Source organism: Leucobacter tardus (assembly GCF_017583045.1).
GTDB classification, from domain to species: Bacteria; Actinomycetota; Actinomycetes; order Actinomycetales; family Microbacteriaceae; genus Leucobacter; species Leucobacter tardus.
Map to the genome: position 1 here is coordinate 169,533 of NZ_JAGFBF010000001.1, position 16,398 is coordinate 185,930.

Annotated in this window: 12 protein-coding genes; 6 read left to right on the forward strand and 6 right to left on the reverse strand. The window is 69.0% G+C overall.

Translation table 11 applies throughout. From position 1 onward, the window contains the following. The first annotated feature begins 10 nt into the window (after window positions 1–10). Window positions 11–505 (forward strand): hypothetical protein, encoded by a 495-nt coding sequence (locus tag J4H85_RS00745; protein ID WP_208235948.1) that lies wholly within the window; start codon window positions 11–13, stop codon window positions 503–505. Between the two features lie 248 nt (window positions 506–753). Next, window positions 754–2,370, forward strand: a complete 1,617-nt coding sequence (locus J4H85_RS00750; protein ID WP_208235950.1) for a molybdopterin-dependent oxidoreductase — start codon at window positions 754–756, stop codon at window positions 2,368–2,370. Window positions 2,371–2,412: 42 nt separating this feature from the next. Here the strand turns inward: J4H85_RS00750 and J4H85_RS00755 are convergent, their stop codons facing one another. Continuing rightward, the gene (locus J4H85_RS00755) at window positions 2,413–3,558 is read right to left on the reverse strand and encodes a 5-(carboxyamino)imidazole ribonucleotide synthase (RefSeq protein ID WP_208235952.1); all 1,146 of its coding nucleotides are present in this window, start codon (window positions 3,556–3,558) and stop codon (window positions 2,413–2,415) included. Between the two features lie 202 nt (window positions 3,559–3,760). Here J4H85_RS00755 and J4H85_RS00760 point away from each other — a divergent pair, with 202 nt between their 5' ends. Beyond that, a complete protein-coding gene (locus J4H85_RS00760) occupies window positions 3,761–5,464 on the forward strand; it encodes a DHA2 family efflux MFS transporter permease subunit (protein WP_208235954.1) in 1,704 nt (567 codons plus the stop codon). Further along, window positions 5,457–6,056: a MarR family winged helix-turn-helix transcriptional regulator gene (locus tag J4H85_RS00765; protein WP_208235957.1), complete on the forward strand. Its 600-nt coding sequence runs from the start codon at window positions 5,457–5,459 to the stop codon at window positions 6,054–6,056. Before J4H85_RS00760 ends, J4H85_RS00765 begins: the two co-directional genes overlap by 8 nt. A 4-nt stretch (window positions 6,057–6,060) precedes the next feature. Here the strand turns inward: J4H85_RS00765 and J4H85_RS00770 are convergent, their stop codons facing one another. From J4H85_RS00770 to J4H85_RS00780, 3 genes are all read right to left on the reverse strand, one after another. Then, window positions 6,061–6,768 carry an endonuclease/exonuclease/phosphatase family protein gene (locus J4H85_RS00770; protein ID WP_208235959.1) on the reverse strand — a complete coding sequence of 236 codons (708 nt, stop codon included), beginning with the start codon at window positions 6,766–6,768 and terminating at the stop codon, window positions 6,061–6,063. 80 nt (window positions 6,769–6,848) lie between these two features. Then, on the reverse strand, window positions 6,849–7,649 hold the full coding sequence (locus tag J4H85_RS00775) for an MOSC domain-containing protein (RefSeq protein WP_208235961.1): 801 nt from the start codon (window positions 7,647–7,649) through the stop codon (window positions 6,849–6,851). A gap of 14 nt (window positions 7,650–7,663) precedes the next feature. After that, entirely contained in the window at window positions 7,664–8,599 is a 936-nt protein-coding gene (locus tag J4H85_RS00780; protein WP_208235963.1) for a LysR family transcriptional regulator, read from the reverse strand. Between the two features lie 121 nt (window positions 8,600–8,720). Between J4H85_RS00780 and J4H85_RS00785 the strand changes: the two genes are divergently transcribed. Both J4H85_RS00785 and putP read left to right on the forward strand, forming a co-directional pair. Continuing rightward, window positions 8,721–12,290 (forward strand): proline dehydrogenase family protein, encoded by a 3,570-nt coding sequence (locus J4H85_RS00785; protein WP_208235965.1) that lies wholly within the window; start codon window positions 8,721–8,723, stop codon window positions 12,288–12,290. Window positions 12,291–12,475: 185 nt separating this feature from the next. Next, the gene (putP, locus tag J4H85_RS00790; RefSeq protein WP_208235967.1) at window positions 12,476–13,972 is read left to right on the forward strand and encodes a sodium/proline symporter PutP; all 1,497 of its coding nucleotides are present in this window, start codon (window positions 12,476–12,478) and stop codon (window positions 13,970–13,972) included. A gap of 90 nt (window positions 13,973–14,062) precedes the next feature. Here the strand turns inward: putP and J4H85_RS00795 are convergent, their stop codons facing one another. Both J4H85_RS00795 and J4H85_RS00800 read right to left on the reverse strand, forming a co-directional pair. Then, the gene (locus J4H85_RS00795) at window positions 14,063–14,875 is read right to left on the reverse strand and encodes a PP2C family protein-serine/threonine phosphatase (RefSeq protein ID WP_307863296.1); all 813 of its coding nucleotides are present in this window, start codon (window positions 14,873–14,875) and stop codon (window positions 14,063–14,065) included. Further along, on the reverse strand, window positions 14,872–16,368 hold the full coding sequence (locus J4H85_RS00800) for a DUF5684 domain-containing protein (protein ID WP_208235969.1): 1,497 nt from the start codon (window positions 16,366–16,368) through the stop codon (window positions 14,872–14,874). Before J4H85_RS00800 ends, J4H85_RS00795 begins: the two co-directional genes overlap by 4 nt. Between the last annotated feature and the right edge of the window lie 30 nt (window positions 16,369–16,398).

Here is a 16,398-nt window from a genome sequence, read left to right on the forward strand (position 1 = left end):
AGATCCTGCAGTGCAGGCTGCGCGCCGTGGTGATCTGGGTGTTGCTCTTGCGCGCGCCACTGGTGACTTCACGCTCCCTGCATTCGTTCGTACCGTCGAACCGGGCTATCGAAACGCCGTTCTGCGCGGCCTGCAGTCGCAGATCGGGTATGACGCGGTGCGGGTGCCGATCGGTCCGGCCGTGTGGCTGCCACACGAGGTCGGCGAGCCGGACGATGCGTACCGCCCCAAGCTCGGGAGTGGCGGCGTGCAGGTCGACGGTTGCCTCGCATCGGGAGAGTGGTTCGCGACGTCCGACCATGAGCCGAAGTTGGATCTGACGTATGGTCAGCGCGTTTCATACCTCCTCTCCTGCGATGGTGACGAGCTGATGCTCTTCGACATCGTCGGTGGCAGTGGGGCGTGCGATGCAACAGGCGCGCCAGTGATCGAGTTCGATCCTGCACTCGCGGTGTCCTCCCCGCTGACCGAGGACTCGCTCGTCCTTCCCGAACCGGAGGGTTGAGCGCCTCAGAGAACTCCTCGGACGCACCTTGCGTCGCCGCGGAACCTCGCCTGAGTCCCCGTAGCCCGATCGACATCCGATGCCGAAAAGGTGCTGTCAGCGCGAGGGTGGACCGCGCAACGTCACCTCGTGCCTGGTCGGTGCGATCTCAGGAGAGCGTGCGTGGCGGAAATCCCATCCGTTGCGCGCTCGGCGACGAACATACTATGTACGGTAAAAAATGATCTGCCGATCGAGAGGCGACGACGATGGCGAAATCGACCGCACCAGCGACCCAGTCGAAGCATCGTCGCTGGGTCTGGGCCCTGTGGAGCGCGCTCGCCGGCATCGTGAGCGCCGCGGCGTTCCTCGCCGTCGCCGAACTCGTCGCTCTGCTCGTCGCCCCCGAGAGCAGCCCGATCCTCGCGGTCGGGTCGTTCGTGATCGACATCGTGCCGCAACCGATCAAAGAGTTCGCGATCGCGACCTTCGGTGAAGCCGATAAGGTCGTGCTGCTCTGCAGTCTCGGCCTGGCGGTCACCATCGCCGCCGCGATCGGCGGAATCCTGCAGTTCTTCGCGCGCCCGTTCGGACTCGTCGTCATCGCCGTCGCCGGAGCGCTCTCGACCGCCGCGGTCGTCACCCGTGCCGGTGCCTCGGTGCTCGCCGCCGCCCCGCCGGTCCTGGGAACCCTCGTCGGCTGCGCCGTGCTCGTGCTGCTCATCACCCGGCTGCGCGTGTGGTCGGGTGAGGTGGTCGCGGGTTCCACGTCTCGGATCGAGTCGCCCGACGCCGAGACACCCGCAGCAGGCCAGGTCGGCCGCCGGTCGTTCCTGATCGCCACTGGCGCTGTGGGATTGGCGGCCGTGGTGGTCGGCATCGGGTCTCGCATGCTCAACGCCACGAGCGCCTCCATCGACGCCGCCCGCCGCGAGCTGCGGCTGCCTGAGCCGCGGACGACTGTCACGATCCCCAACGGCGCCGAGCTCGATGTCGATGGCCTGTCGCCGCTCATCACCCCCAACTCCGACTTCTACCGCGTCGACACGGCTTTGACGGTGCCCGCGGTCGACCCCTCCACGTGGCGGCTCGTGATCGACGGAATGGTCCGCGAGCGGGTGGAGCTGAGTTTCGACGACCTCGTCGAGATGGGGCTCGACGAGTATTCGATCACGCTGACGTGCGTGTCGAACGAGGTCGGTGGCGGGCTCGTCGGCAGCGCGATCTGGCAGGGCGTCCCCATCCGCGACATCTTGAAGATGGCCGGGACTCAAGCCGGAGCCGACATGGTGCTGTCGCGCAGCGTCGACGGCTACACGGCATCCACCCCGCTCGAGTCGCTCACCGATGACGGGCTCGACGCGATCTTCGCTGTCGCGATGAACGGCGAGCCGCTGCCCCTCGAGCACGGCTTCCCCGTGCGCATGGTCGTGCCCGGCCTCTACGGCTACGTCTCGGCGACCAAGTGGGTCACCGAGCTGAAGGTCACGACGTTCGACGCGGACGAGGCGTACTGGACGCCTCGCGGCTACGCCGCGCAGGCGCCCATCAAGTTCGCCTCGCGCGTCGACACGCCTCGTACCGGAAAGTCGGTCGCGGCGGGCACCGTCCCTATTGCGGGCGTCGCGTGGGCCCAGACCGTCGGCATCGATCGCGTCGAGGTGCGGATCGACGACGGCGACTGGCAGTCCGCCACCCTCTCGAATCCCATCAACTCCGACACGTGGGTGCAGTGGATGATGCCGTGGGAGGCCACCGCCGGAACCCATTACGTCGAGGTGCGGGCCATCAACAAGAACGGCGAGACCCAGATCGAGGAGCGCGCACCGATCGCCCCCGACGGGTCGAGCGGTTGGCAGCGGGTGCTCGTGACGGTCACTGCCTGACCGTCACCTCGTCACCGTCCGCTCGTGCCGAGCGGGCAGCGCTCAGTCGAACTTCGCGGCAGCAGCGGCGGCCTCCGCGCGCACCTCGGCGAGGTCGTCGCCGGTCACCGTCACGTGCCCGACCTTGCGCCCCGGCCGGGACTGCTTGTCGTAGCTGTGCACCTTGGCGCGCGGGTGCGCCGCGAGCACTTCGGCGTACCGCACCGGCATCGGACCCTCCTCGGGGCCGCCGAGCACGTTCATCATCACGACGGCGGGGGCCGCCATGGAGGTGTCGCCGAGCGGCAGGTCGGTGACGGCGCGCAGATGCTGCTCGAACTGGCTCGTCACGGATCCCTCGATCGAGAAGTGCCCGGAGTTGTGCGGTCGCATGGCGAGCTCGTTCACGAGCACGCGCCCGTCGCTCGTCTCGAACATCTCGACGGCGAGCACGCCAGTGACTCCGACTCCGTCGGCGACCGCCGCACCGATGCGCGCGGCCTCGTCGAGCGTGGCCGGGTCGGCGACCGGGGCGGGCGCGAGCACTTCGGCGCAGACGCCGTCGCGCTGGATCGTCTCCACGACGGGCCAGGTGCGCGAGTCACCCGACGGGCGTCGAGCCACGAGCTGCGAGAGTTCGCGGGTGAAATCGACGAGCTCTTCGACGAGCATCTGCCCGCCGCGGCCGTCTTCGGCGAGCGCCGTGAACCAGTCGCGCACCTCGTCGGCCGCGGACACGACCCGGACGCCCTTGCCGTCGTACCCGCCGCGCGCGGTCTTCACGACCGCGCGGCCGCCGTGCTGCGCGATGAAGTCGTCGAGGTCGGCTTCGTCGGCGACGGCGCGCCACGCCGGGATCGGTACGCCGAGCTCGGCGAGCTTCTCGCGCATCAGGATCTTGTCCTGCGCGTACTGCAGCGCGTCGGGTCGCGGGTGCACAGCAGTGCCGCGCCGCTCGAGCTCGCGGAGGATCTCGCCGGGCACGTGCTCGTGGTCGAAGGTGATGACGTCGACGTTCTCGGCGAACGCGTAGACCGTTTCGGGGTCGCGGTAGTCACCCACGGCGTCGGCGGCCCGTGCCGCGCTCATACCCTCCGACTCGGCGAGCACGCTGATACGCAGTCCGAGGTGGATCGCCGGAGGCACCATCATGCGGGCCAGCTGCCCGCCGCCGATCACGCCAACCTTGATGACACCGGTCTCCGTCATGCTCCGCCTCTCGTGGTGCGCCCGCCTGGACACCCCCATTCTGCCGCATGGCTGCGGGTGCGGCGAGACGGATCCTGAGCAAGCACACAGAAAGTTGATTCGCGTCAACCAATCACCTATAGTTGATCTTCGTCAACGATTCGCGGCGCCGCGCTCATTCCTGCGCCGCCCCACCCCGTCCCCCGAAGGATCCCACCCGCAGATGACCGCATCTTCCGTGAACGCCGCGCCCAGCGGCCTCCTCGTCGGCCGCGCGAAAAACCTCGCGCTCGCCGGCCTGTTCCTCAGCATGTTCGTGACGATGATCGCCATGAACGTCGTCGGTACCTCGATGCCGATCATCATCGCCGACATCGGCGGTTCGCAGGCCTCGTTCACCTGGGTGATCATGGCCACCACGCTCGCCTCCGCGATCTCCACGCCGATCTGGGGCAAGCTCGCCGACCTCACGAGCAAGAAGGTGCTCGTACAGACGTCGCTCGTGATCTTCACGGTCGGCTCCATCGTCGCCGGTATGGCCCAGGATCCGTCGTGGCTCATCGCCTGCCGCGTGTTCCAGGGCCTCGGTGCCGGCGGCATGGGCGCGCTCGGCCAGATCGTCCTCGCCGAGATCGTCAGCCCGCGAGAGCGCGGCAAGTACATGGGCATCATCGGCGCCGTGATGGCCGTCGCTACCGTGGCGGGCCCGCTCGTCGGCGGACTGCTCACCGACACCATCGGCTGGCGCTACAACTTCTACGTCGCCGTGCCGATCGCGATCGTCGCGATCGTGATGCTCCAGTACACCCTGCATCTGCACACCGAGAAGCAGAAGGTCAAGATCGACTACGCCGGCGCCTCGTTCATCTCCGTCGGCTTCTCGAGCCTGCTCATCTGGGTCACCCTCGCCGGAACCGACTTCGACTGGTGGTCGTGGCAGACCGGCCTCATGGTCGGCGTGGGCGTGGGCGCACTCCTCGTCGCGATCCTCGTCGAGCTGAAGGCCCAAGAGCCCCTGATCCCCCTCACGCTCTTCAAGAACCGCACGTTCACGCTGTCCGTGATCGCCAGCATCGCGGTCGGTATGGTGATGTTCGCGACCGTGGTCTACCTCAGCCAGTACATGCAGCTCGCGCGAGGTCGCTCCGTTATCGAGTCGAGCCTGCTCACCCTCCCGATGATGCTCGGCGTCCTCGGGTCCTCCACCATCGTCGGGCAGCTCATCAGCCGCCGCGGCAAGTGGAAGAGCTACATGGTCGTCGGATCGGTGCTGCTGGTCGTCGGCCTGCTGCTCATGGGGCAGCTGCGCTACGACACCCCGTACTGGATCGCCGAGGTCTCGATGTTCGTGCTCGGCTGCGGCGTCGGCATGACGATGCAGAACCTCGTGCTGGTGGTGCAGAACACGGTGGCGCCGAACCAGCTGGGCGCCGCGAGCGCCGGTGTCACGTTCTTCCGCACCCTCGGCGGCAGTGCCGGCATGTCGGTCATGGGCACCATCCTCGCTCACGAGGTGGAGACCCTCATCACCGACGGCATGACGAAGCTCGCCGAGTCGAACCCCGCCGCGCTCGCGGGGGCCGATGCGCTGCAGGGCGGCGCGATCCCGAAGATCGCCGAACTCTCCGCACCGCTGCGCACGGTCGTGGAATCGGCCTACGGTGAGGCGATCGGCCACGTCTTCCTGTCGGTCTCGCCGCTCGCCGTCGTGGCGCTCATCGCGATCGCCTTCCTGCCGAACCTGCCGCTCAGCACGAAGACGAACGCTGAGCGGATGTCGGAGGAGCGCAACGAGGTCGAGAGCCAGGCCGCCGAACTCCTCGAGGTGAGCACGGGCACCATTCCCGTCGTGGATCCCGCCGAGCACGACGGGTCGCGCACGTCAGGAGCGGGTCGCGGCCGCCGCTACGATGAAACACATGGGTGAACGTGAGCCGGGTGCCGCCGATGCGATCGCGGCACCCGGCGGCGACGCCGACCACACCATCAGCGAGATCATCGCCGAGTTCTCCGAGGTCTTCGCCTTCGCACGTACCCGGTGGGCCTGGTACGCGGAAGAGGTGCACCCCGACCTCAAGGGTGTGGGCATGATGGTGCTGCAGACCATTCTGCGGAAGGGACCGATCACCGCGACCGCCCTCACCCAGATACTCGATATGGACAAGGCCGTCGTCAGCCGCCAGGTCTCGAAGCTCCGCCAGCTCGGGCTCATCGATGCCGAACCTTCTGCGGAGGATCGTCGCGTGACGCGCCTCTCCGTGAGTCCCGAGGCGACGCACACGCTCGACGACATCCGCGGCCGGATCGCGCACGCCTACCAGGAGCAGTTCACCGGGTGGAGCGACTCGGATCTCGAGCAGCTGCGCTCAGCCCTGCACCGCTTCAACGGCACCGCGCACGAGGGCGAGCGCCGGGCGTGGCCGATGCACCGCTGCGGAACCGCGGGCGGCAGACGCTCGGACGGTCAGACCGAGTCGGGAGACTCCGCCGCCGACCGCGACGCAGCGCCGGGAGCCTAGCGAGTCAGGCGAGCGCCGCGACGGGCTCCTCGGGGACCGTCTCACCGCGCAGCTCGGCCGACACGAGAATCGGCAGGTGATCGGAGCTGCCCCGGTCGAGAGTGCGGACGCTGCCGATGTCGAGCCCGACGGAGGTCGCGAAGTCGAAGTGCCCGCGGAACATCTTGTAACGGGTGTACGTGCGCTTGTCGCTGAGCGAGAGGTCGTACCCGGTCTCGCGCATCTCCCGACCGAGGCGCGACTGGTAGACCGGGTAGTTGTAGTCGCCGACCATGAGCGCCGGCAGCCCCGGTCCGAGCAGCTTCAGCTCGGCGAGCGCCGCGTGGATCTGATGGCGCCGCAGCGAGTTCAGCGCGGTCAGCGGCGCCGCGTGGAACGACGCGACGATGATGTCGCGCTCCAGTTCGGCATCATGGATCCTCGCGCCGAGCAAGCGCTCGTGCGCCGGGGCGAGCAGGCGGTCGTGCAGGGACTTCTTGAGCTGGAACGTGTGCGCCGTCCGGGCATGGAATCGGTCCTCGCGCACGTACATCGCGAGGCCGAGACGGTTCTTCTCGGTGGCGTGCAGCAGACGGAGATGACCGAGTCGACTCGGTAGCGAGACCGCCTCGGCTTCTTGCAGGCAGAGCACATCGACATCGTGATCGTCGGCGAGCGCCCCGATCTCCGTAACGGCGCGGTTCTTTCGCAGGTTGTAGCTGATGACCTTCATCGCGAGTCTGGCTCCTTCCCACGACCGGCGTTCCCGGCCGCGCTGAGTTTCACGTTACGCGGTTTTGCCTGCGGATTCACTCAGATCACGCTGACCGTATCCCCCACGCGGATCGTTCCGCCGCGTTCGGCGACCAGGAGCATGCGGCCGAGCGTCGGCTCCTGCTGACCGAGCCGTCGCGTCAGCGTCGTGAGCACGGGAGCGTTCCGCTCACCGGTATCCGGATCGGCGTGGATGGCGAGGCAGCGGACGATGTCGATGTCGGCCCGGAAGCGCACGTCTCCGATCCGGATCTCCTGTCCGGGCTCCCAGCCGAGCTCCTCCCAGGCCGAGCATCCGTCGACGACCACATTGGACCGGAAGCGACGATCGTCGAGCTCGTCGCCGATCGCCTCCGCGAGCGCGTCGACGCTCGCGGCGCTGTGCAGGGACACGTATCCGCGCGGGTCGTCCTGAAACCGCGAAGTCTCACCGTCGCCGACGAGCGCGAGCGGCAGTCGTCCCGGCTTCTCGACGCGCCGCGCCTGAGCCGAGTCGCGCACGAAAGCGGTGACGGCGTCGACGAGCTCGGCGCGCCCGCAGGCGTCGAGGCCCGCCTCGACGAGCGTGTCTGCACCTCGGCGGATGGAGATGCGCTGCGCTTCATCGTCGTAGGCGAGTCGCAGTTCGGCGAGTGCCGGGAAGTCCTGCAGCGCGAGGCCCTGCGATTTCGGCCAGTAGTCGAGGCCGTCGCGGTCCTCGGGCTCGGCGGCATCGGCGAAGCGGAACGCCAGCGTTCGGTCGCCCCTGATCCGCCCGTCATCCTGCACCTCGAGCGTCGGAAGCTTCTCGGGGGTGAACCCCTTCACCGGGTAGCGGAACAGCGCAGTCACACGAGCCATGGCGCTATTCTGCCCTACTCGACGGCGACGGACTCCGCCCACGCCTCGAGGTCGGCGGCGACGGCCTCGAGCACACTGCGCACGGCGGCCAACGCGGGGTGCCCCCCGCTCGATTCCCTGGCCGCTGTGAACAGCGCGCGGAAGGGTCGATCCGCGAGGTCGATGAGCCGCACCCGCGGGTGCTCGCCGGCGTGCACGAGCCCCGGCAGGATCGCGACGGCGTTGCCCGACTCGATCAGGCGCACGTGCGCCTGCAGGTCGGCGGTCTCGAACCGCACATCGGGTTCGAAACCGGCGTTCCGGCAGGCCTGCTCGGCGAAATGACGCGACGCGGCTCCCCGCGGCTCCATGACCCACGGGAGCCCCGCCGCCTCCTCGATGCGGGTCACCCGGTCGAACTCCGCTCCCACGGTGCCGTGCCGCGGGACGGCGAGCCTGATCGGATCGGTCGTCAGGATCTTGCGGTCGAGGCCGCCGAAGTGCGCGGCCGCGTGGTGCGGGTACTGCTCGGCCACCACCAGGTCGAAGGAGCGGGCCCACGTCTCGCGCAGCGCAGTCTCCGGCTCGTACTGCACCATCTCCACCCGCAGCGCCGGGTAGGCGTCGCGGAGCATCCGCAGCGCTCGCGGCATGATCGCGAGGACTGCGGTCTGGAAGACGGCGATCCGCATCGATCCCGACAACTCGGAGTGCTCGCGGTGCAACGCGGCTTCGGCGCGCTCGAGACCGGCGAGCAGCTCGGCGGTCTCGGCCACGAGCCCAGCGGCGGCCGGGGTGAGCTCGAGCGTGCGACCGACTTTCCGGAAGAGCGGTACCCCCGCTTCGCGCTCGAGCTGACCGAGCTGCTGGGACACGGCGGATGGCGTGTAGTTGAGCGCCTCCGCGACCGCCGCGACGGTGCCGCGTGCGTCGAGTTCCCAGAGCAGCCGCAGACGACGCATCTCGAGCACGCAGACTCCTCCCGATCGTGTAGTTCATCTTCATCTTAGTCGGCAGTATCGGTTACTTTACTTGAGGGTTTGCAGGTTCCACACTGGGGTGATTCCCTGTATCAACGCTTGAGAGGCCCTCGTGAGCACCGTTGTCCCCACTGCCACCCACATCCGCCCGCAAGACCTCGCGGACGACGCGATCGCCCTGGTGCGCCGCTGGCTGGCGGAGGCAGCAGAAATCCCCGCCGACGCGTCGGCCGAGCGCCTCGCCGGCGTGCTGCGCGACCCGAACGGACTCGATTTCACCGTCGGGTTCGTCGACGGCGTCGTGCGCCCGGAGGACCTGAAGGCGGCGGCGAAGAAGCTGAACGAGCTGGTCCCGCTCACGCCGAAGTTCCTGGCCGGTCCGCTCCGCGGCGCCATCGGGCTCGGCGGAGCGTTCGCCCGGCCGCTGCCGCAGGTCGTCGTGCCGATCGCCCGGAAGGTGCTGCGTCAGATGGTGAGCCACCTCATCATCGACGCCACCGACTCGAAGCTCGGCCCGGCCATCGCGAAGATCACGAAGGACGACGTCAGGCTCAACATCAACCTGCTCGGCGAGGCGATCCTCGGCGAGCACGAGGCTGAGCGACGACTCGCCGGCACCCACCGCCTGCTGGACCGCGACGACGTCGACTACGTGTCCATCAAGGTCTCGTCCACCGTCGCACCGCACAACCACTGGGCATTCGATGAGGCCGTCGACCACATCGAGGAACAGCTCGTGCCGCTGTTCGCGAAGGCCGCGCAGGCGAGCCCGCAGAAGTTCATCAACCTGGACATGGAGGAGTACAAGGACCTCGACCTCACGATCGCCGTCTTCACGCGCATCCTCGACCGCCCCGAGTTCCAGAAACTCGAGGCGGGCATCGTGCTGCAGGCGTACCTGCCCGACGCGCTCGGTGCGATGATCCATCTGCAGGACTGGGCGGCCGAGCGGGTCGCCGCCGGCGGCGCACCGATCAAGGTGCGGGTCGTCAAGGGCGCCAACCTGCCGATGGAGCAGGTCGACGCCGCGATCCACGGGTGGCCGGTCGCGACCTGGGGGTCGAAGCAGGACTCCGACACCAGCTACAAGGCCGTGCTCGACTTCGCGCTCGCTCCCGAACGTGTGAAGAACGTCCGTATCGGCGTCGCCGGTCACAACCTCTTCGACATCGCCCTCGCCTGGCTGCTCGCGAAGGCTCGCGGGGCGGAGAGCGGCATCGAGGTCGAGATGCTCCTCGGCATGGCCACCGGCCAGGCCGAGGCCGTGAAGCGCGAGGTCGGTTCGCTTCTCCTCTACACCCCCGTCGTGCACCCCGAAGAGTTCGACGTCGCGATCGCCTATCTCATTCGTCGTCTCGAGGAGGGTGCCAGCCAGGAGAACTTCATGTCGGCGGTCTTCGAACTGAACGACAGCACCGAACTGTTCGAGCGCGAGCGCGAGCGCTTCCTCGCCTCCCTCGAGGATCTCTCGGGCATCACCGCGGACGGCGACCGCGAGCACTACTCCGTGCCGCGGCCGAATCGCGATCAGGATCGCCGCGCGTACGACGCCGACGGCGCCGAGGCGCGCATCGCCGCCCTCACCGAGGGCGGGTACGACGCCTTCGCGAACACCCCGGACACGGACCCGGATCTGCCGGGCAACCGTGCCTGGGGACGCGAGATCGCGAACCGCATGGTCGGATCGACGCTCGGCTCCGACCTCGTCGACTCCTCGCGGATCACGGACGAGCAGGAACTCGAGGCCGCCATCACCCGCGGCATCGCGGCGGCCGACGAGTGGCAGGCGCTCTCGGCGGACGAGCGGGCGCGCATTCTGCACCGCGCCGGCGAGAAGCTCGAAGAGCGTCGCGCCGACCTGCTCGAGGTCATGGGCTCGGAGTGCGGCAAGACCCTCGACCAGGGCGACCCGGAGGTGAGCGAGGCGATCGACTTCGCGCACTACTACGCCGCGCTCGGCCAGGCCGTGACGCAGGTCGACGGTGCCACCTACCAGCCGCAGAAGCTCACCGCGGTGATCCCGCCGTGGAACTTCCCGACCGCGATTCCCGCGGGCGGCGCGCTCGCCGCGCTCGCCGCGGGCTCGTCGGTCATCTTCAAGCCGGCGTCGGCATCCGCCCGCACGGGTGCCGTCATGATCGAGGCGCTCTGGGAAGCCGGCGTTCCGCGCGACGTGCTGCAGTACGTGCAGTTCGCGGGTCGGGAGCTCGGCTCGAAGCTCGTGGCGGACGAGCGGGTCGACCGACTGATCCTGACCGGGGCGTACGAGACGGCGGTCAACTTCCGCGAGCTGCGCAAGGATCTGCCGATCCTCGCCGAGACGAGCGGTAAGAACGCCATCATCGTCACCCCCGACGCCGATCTCGACCTTGCCGCGAAGGATGTGGCGCAATCGGCCTTCGGTCACGCGGGGCAGAAGTGCTCGGCCGCGTCGCTCGTGATCCTCGTCGGGTCCGTCGCCACGTCGAAGCGCTTCCGTCGGCAGCTCATCGACGCCGTCGAGTCGCTGAAGGTCGGCACCCCCGACCAGCTCGAAACCCAGATGGGTCCGATCATCGCGGCACCGTCGGGCAAGCTCCTGCGCGGTCTCACCACGCTCGGCGAGGGCGAATCGTGGGTTGTCCGGCCGAAGCCGGTCACGGATGGCGGACCGCTGTCAGTGGATCGCGACGGAACCCCGAAGCTCTGGACGCCCGGCGTGCGCGCCGGGGTGCGCCGCGGCTCCGAGTACCACCTCACCGAGTACTTCGGCCCGATCCTCGGGATCATGACGGCGAAGACGCTCGACGAAGCGATCGACATCGTCAACGAGATCGAGTACGGCCTCACCAGCGGGCTGCACTCCCTCGATCGCACCGAGATCGCCCACTGGCTCGAGCGCATCGAGGCCGGCAACGCGTACGTCAACCGCGGGATCACCGGAGCTATCGTGCGCCGCCAGTCGTTCGGCGGCTGGAAGAAGTCGGCGATCGGAGCGGGCACCAAGGCCGGGGGCCCCAACTACCTGCACGGTCTGGGTGACTGGACCGACGCGCCGGTGCGCGGCGAGCTCCGAGCGCCGCGCCGTGCCGCGGCCCCGCTCGTGGTCGCCGCGCAACAGGCCGGCGTGAGCGGTGCCGAGCTCGAGTGGCTGCGCGCCGCAGCGAGCTCGGATGCGCACGCGTGGGACGACGAGTTCGGCATCGCACGTGACGCGTCGCAGCTCGGACTCGAGCGGAACCTGCTGCGCTACCGTGCCGTTCCCGTCACCATCAGAATCGCCGCCGATGCGCCGCTGCACCACACGCTGCGCGCGATCGCGGCGGGGCTCGCCGCCGGAGCGACGCCGACCGTCAGCTCGCCCATCGCGTTGCCGCAACCGGTGCTCGAGGCGCTCAGCACTGCGCACGTCTCCGTCCACTTCGAGGACGAGAACGCCTGGAAGCAGCGCGTCACCCGGATGGCCGCGCAGGACGGGCCGCACGCGAGCGAGCGCATCCGCGTCGTCGCGGGCGACTCCCGCGCCGAACAGGTCGCGCAGGTGTTCCGCGCCGCGAACGGCAAGCCAGACATCGCCGTCTACGGCGGAGAGGTCGTCTCGGCGGGTCGCGTGGAGATGCTGCCGCACCTGCACGAGCAGGCCGTCTCGATCACGGCGCACCGCTTCGGCACGCCGAGCCGCATCTCGGAGGGGGTGCTCTAGACACGCACGCACACTCGGGAGGGGTGGCCGCAGCGCCACCCCTCCCGCATCACGAAACAGACTCGATTTCGATTCCCGTGGTCCGAGGAATCCGAAATCCTCGCCGTTCCTGGCACGCTAGTGGTGCCGCTCACACCTGTGGGGCACCGGACAGCACCTGACGGACCCTCAGAAAGGGGACATTGATGTCCAATCAAGTCTGGCTCTTCATCGCGCTCGGAATCTATTTCGCCGCGATGCTCCTCATCGGCTACCTGGCGTACCGCCGGACGGCCAGCCACGAGGACTACATGCTCGGCGGGCGAAACCTGCCGCCGTGGGTCGCGGCGCTGAGCGCCGGAGCCTCGGACATGTCCGGCTGGCTCATCATGGGACTTCCCGGCGCCATCTACCTCGCCGGGCTGATCGAGGCGTGGATCGCCGTCGGCCTCACCCTGGGCGCGTATTTCAACTGGCTCATCGTGGCGCCGCGGCTGCGTGCGTACACGCAGGTGGCGCAGAACTCGATCACGATCCCGAGCTACTTCGAGAACCGCCTGCGCGACAAGTCTCGCCTGCTGCGGGTCGTCTCGAGCATCATCATCCTCATCTTCTTCACGCTCTACGTCTCGTCGGGCATGGTAGCCGGCGGGGTGTTCTTCCAGAGCTCCTTCAACGGCGACTACCTCTGGGGCATGATCATCGTCACCGTCGTCACGCTGGCGTACACCCTCTTCGGCGGGTTCCTCGGTGCGTCGCTCACCGATGTCGTGCAGGGACTCATGATGGTGATCGCACTCATCATCGTGCCGGTCGCCGCGGTCGTCGCCGTCGGTGGCGTCGGCGAGGCCGTCTCGCTCGTGCGCGAGCTCGGACCGAACCACTTCGACGTCTTCGGGGGCACTGGGCTCACCTCCGTCACCGTGATCGGCGTGCTCTCGGGTCTCGCCTGGGGCCTCGGCTACTTCGGCCAGCCGCACATCATCGTGCGCTTCATGGCGCTCCGCTCCCCGCAGGAGGCGAAGAGCGCCCGTCGCATCGGCATCTCCTGGCAGATCGTCTCGCTGACGGGTGCCGTGCTGTCGGGTCTGGTCGGAATCGCCTACATCTCGCGCGAAGGCATCGATCTCGCCGACCCCGAGACCGTCGTCCTGTTGATGTCGCAGACGCTCCTGCACCCGCTGGTCGCCGGCCTCGTACTCGCGGCCGTGCTCGCGGCGATCATGAGCACCTTCTCGAGCCAGCTCATCGTGTGCTCCTCGGCACTCGTCGAGGACCTCTACAAGGTGCTGAAGAAGACGCCGCCCGCCGAGAAGACGCTCGTGCTGCTCGGTCGCCTCTGCGTGCTGGGCGTCGCACTCGTCGCCGCACTGCTCGCGGTGAACCCCAACGACTCGATCCTGGGTCTCGTGAGCTTCGCCTGGGCAGGCTTCGGCGCCTCCTTCGGGCCGATCGTGATCCTGAGCCTGTACTGGCGCAAGCTCACGAACTGGGGTGCCCTCGCGGCGATGATCGTCGGCGCGGTCACCGTGTTCGTCTGGAGCAACCTGGAAGGCGGACTCTTCGACCTGTACGAGCTGCTGCCCGGCTTCATCCTCGCGACGCTGACCGCGGTCGTCGTGAGCCTCGCGACGTACCGTCGAGATGAGCAGATCGAGACCGAGTTCACCGAGACGGAGAGCCTGCTCGTCGTGCGCAAGTAGCCGTCACGCCGGCGGAGACGCCGTCGACAGGTCGAGAGCCCGCCCGGAGCCGTGAGCCCGGGCGGGCTCTCGACGTTCCTGCGGGTCGGGTCAGCGGCGGGACTCGTCCCGCGTCGGATCGGAGGCGGTGTCCACCACGGACGAATCCCACGACTGCGCGGCGGTGCCGCCGGTTTCGGTCGCGGGTTCCGCGGCGAACAGCGTGTCCACCACGACGACGCTGATGTTGTCGTGACCACCCGCATCGCAGGCGCGCTGCACGAGCTCGTCGGCGACGGACTCGGGCCGGCCCCCGACCGTCAGCGCACCGCGCAACTCCTCATCGGTGAGCTCGTTGGTGAGTCCGTCCGAGCAGATGAGGATCCGGTCCCCCGTCTGCATCGGCAGCAGCCAGGAGTCATGCCGCGAATCGCCGGCGCCGAGCGCTCGCGTGATCACGTTGCGCGGCACGTCCGCCGCGTCGGACCGCCCCGCCGCTTCGAGCTCGGCGTACAAGGAGTGGTCAGTGGTGAGCTGCGTGAACACGCCATCGCGCAGCAGATACCCGCGGGAGTCGCCCACGTTGAGCACGTACCAGCAGGGGAAGCCTTCGTGGACGCATCGGATCACCCCGGACAGCGTGGTCCCCGCTCCGCGCGACGTCGTTCGCGAGATCTCGATGACCGCCGCGCGCGCCCGCTCGATCGCATACTCGATCGCCGGCAGTTCGGCCGGTCGTCCGAGATGCTCGGTGAAGACCGAGATCGCTGCCTGACTCGCCAGATCGCCCGCCTCGTGCCCCCCGAGACCATCGGCGACGAGGTAGTACGGATCCTCGGCGAGCACGGAATCCTCGTTGACGGTGCGGAGCATGCCGACGTGCGACCGGGCGGCGGCGGTGACCCGTGGTTCCTGCTCGCTCACTCGGCACTGCTCTCTCGAGTCAGCACGATGCGCATCGTGCCGATGATGAGCCGTCGGGTCGCGAGCGTGGCGGTCCGGGGTGCGACATCGGCTTCGCGGCCGTCCTCGTGCACCAGCGCAACGCCGTTGGTGGAGTCAAGATCTTCGATCGTCCAACCGTCTGCGGTGCGTCGCAGGCGAGCGTGCGACTTCGACAGGGTCCGGGTCACATCGGGAATCGTGACCGCGAGCGCCTCGTCCGACGCGGGCTTCCGTCCGATCACGATGTCATCCGCTGCGAGCGGGATCGTCGTGCCGTCTTCGAGTTCGATGACCCATCCGGTGGTGCGAGGCCGACGCGCGACGACGGTCCGTTCCAGGTCCTCGTCGAGTCCACCGAGGTCCTCGGTCTCCCCGTGCGCCCGGCCGTCCGGGGTCATGGACGCGTCCGACTGCGGTGCCGCGACCGGGGGTCGGAACCGTCGTGAGGGATCCGTGGTCTCCGTCGGCGCGGCCGGCTGCACGGACTCCGCCACCGGGTGCAGGGGCGGGACGACTTCGGCGTGCGCGGCCGCATCCGCGTCGTGCGGCGTCGTCGGCTCCGGGCCCGGCCACGCGAACGCGCGCGGGGGCGCGGAGGGTCGCAGCGGTGCCTGCTGGGGGCTCTGCTCCTCCGAGGCGAGCCGCGCGTACTCCTGCTCGGTCGTCAGTCCGAGCCACCACTCGTCCGACCCGGCCGGTCCGCTCCGTGCGCGTGCCGCCCGGCGGTCCGCTTCCGGGCGCAGGGAGTCGGGGGCGACGGGCAGATCCCCGTGCCCGAGCTGCCGCCAGGGCTCGTCCTCGGCGCCGCTCGCCCCGGCATCGTCGGCCGGCGCACCGGTCGCCCGGGTATTCGAAGCGGCCGCAGGCGCAGCGCCCGGATCGGCGTGCCCGAAGTACGCGGGAGCGACCGAAGGCGGCGTACTCTGCTGGGACCGGTACGGTTGCGGCACGGCATCGGGGTGTCCCTGCGGCTGCGGCTGCGGCAGCGCCGGGAGCCCAGTCTGAGCTGCACTCGGCGGCGCGGTCGCCCCGCCCCCGGCGCGCGCGTAGGTGGGTGCGACCGGTGCAGGGGCTGCGGGGGCCGACTGCGGCACCACCGGCTGCGTGAGCGGCGCGTCCGCGCTCAGCTCCGCGGCGAGCAGCGTCGCCCAGAGCGGCGGAAGGAACGCCCCGAGCACCGTGTATTCCGCCCCGACACCTGCGGCCCGGTTCACGCGGTGCATGGCGATGATGGAGCAGACGTACGGAACGATCGCGAGCACCGGCACGACGAGGAGGACGGCGAGCCATCCCGGCAGACCGGCGCGGTCGATCAGGCGCCACTGGTTCCAGATGGGGATCCACCCCGCCGATGCCGGGAGTCCGATGCGCGGAAAGAGCCGCGCGAGCGCCCACAGATACCAGACCAGCAGGGCGATCCCGACAAGGGACCAGATGGTCAGGATCGGCGCGAGCACCCCGGTGAGGTTCACCGCGTCACTCCACGGGTCCCGGGTGGGCGC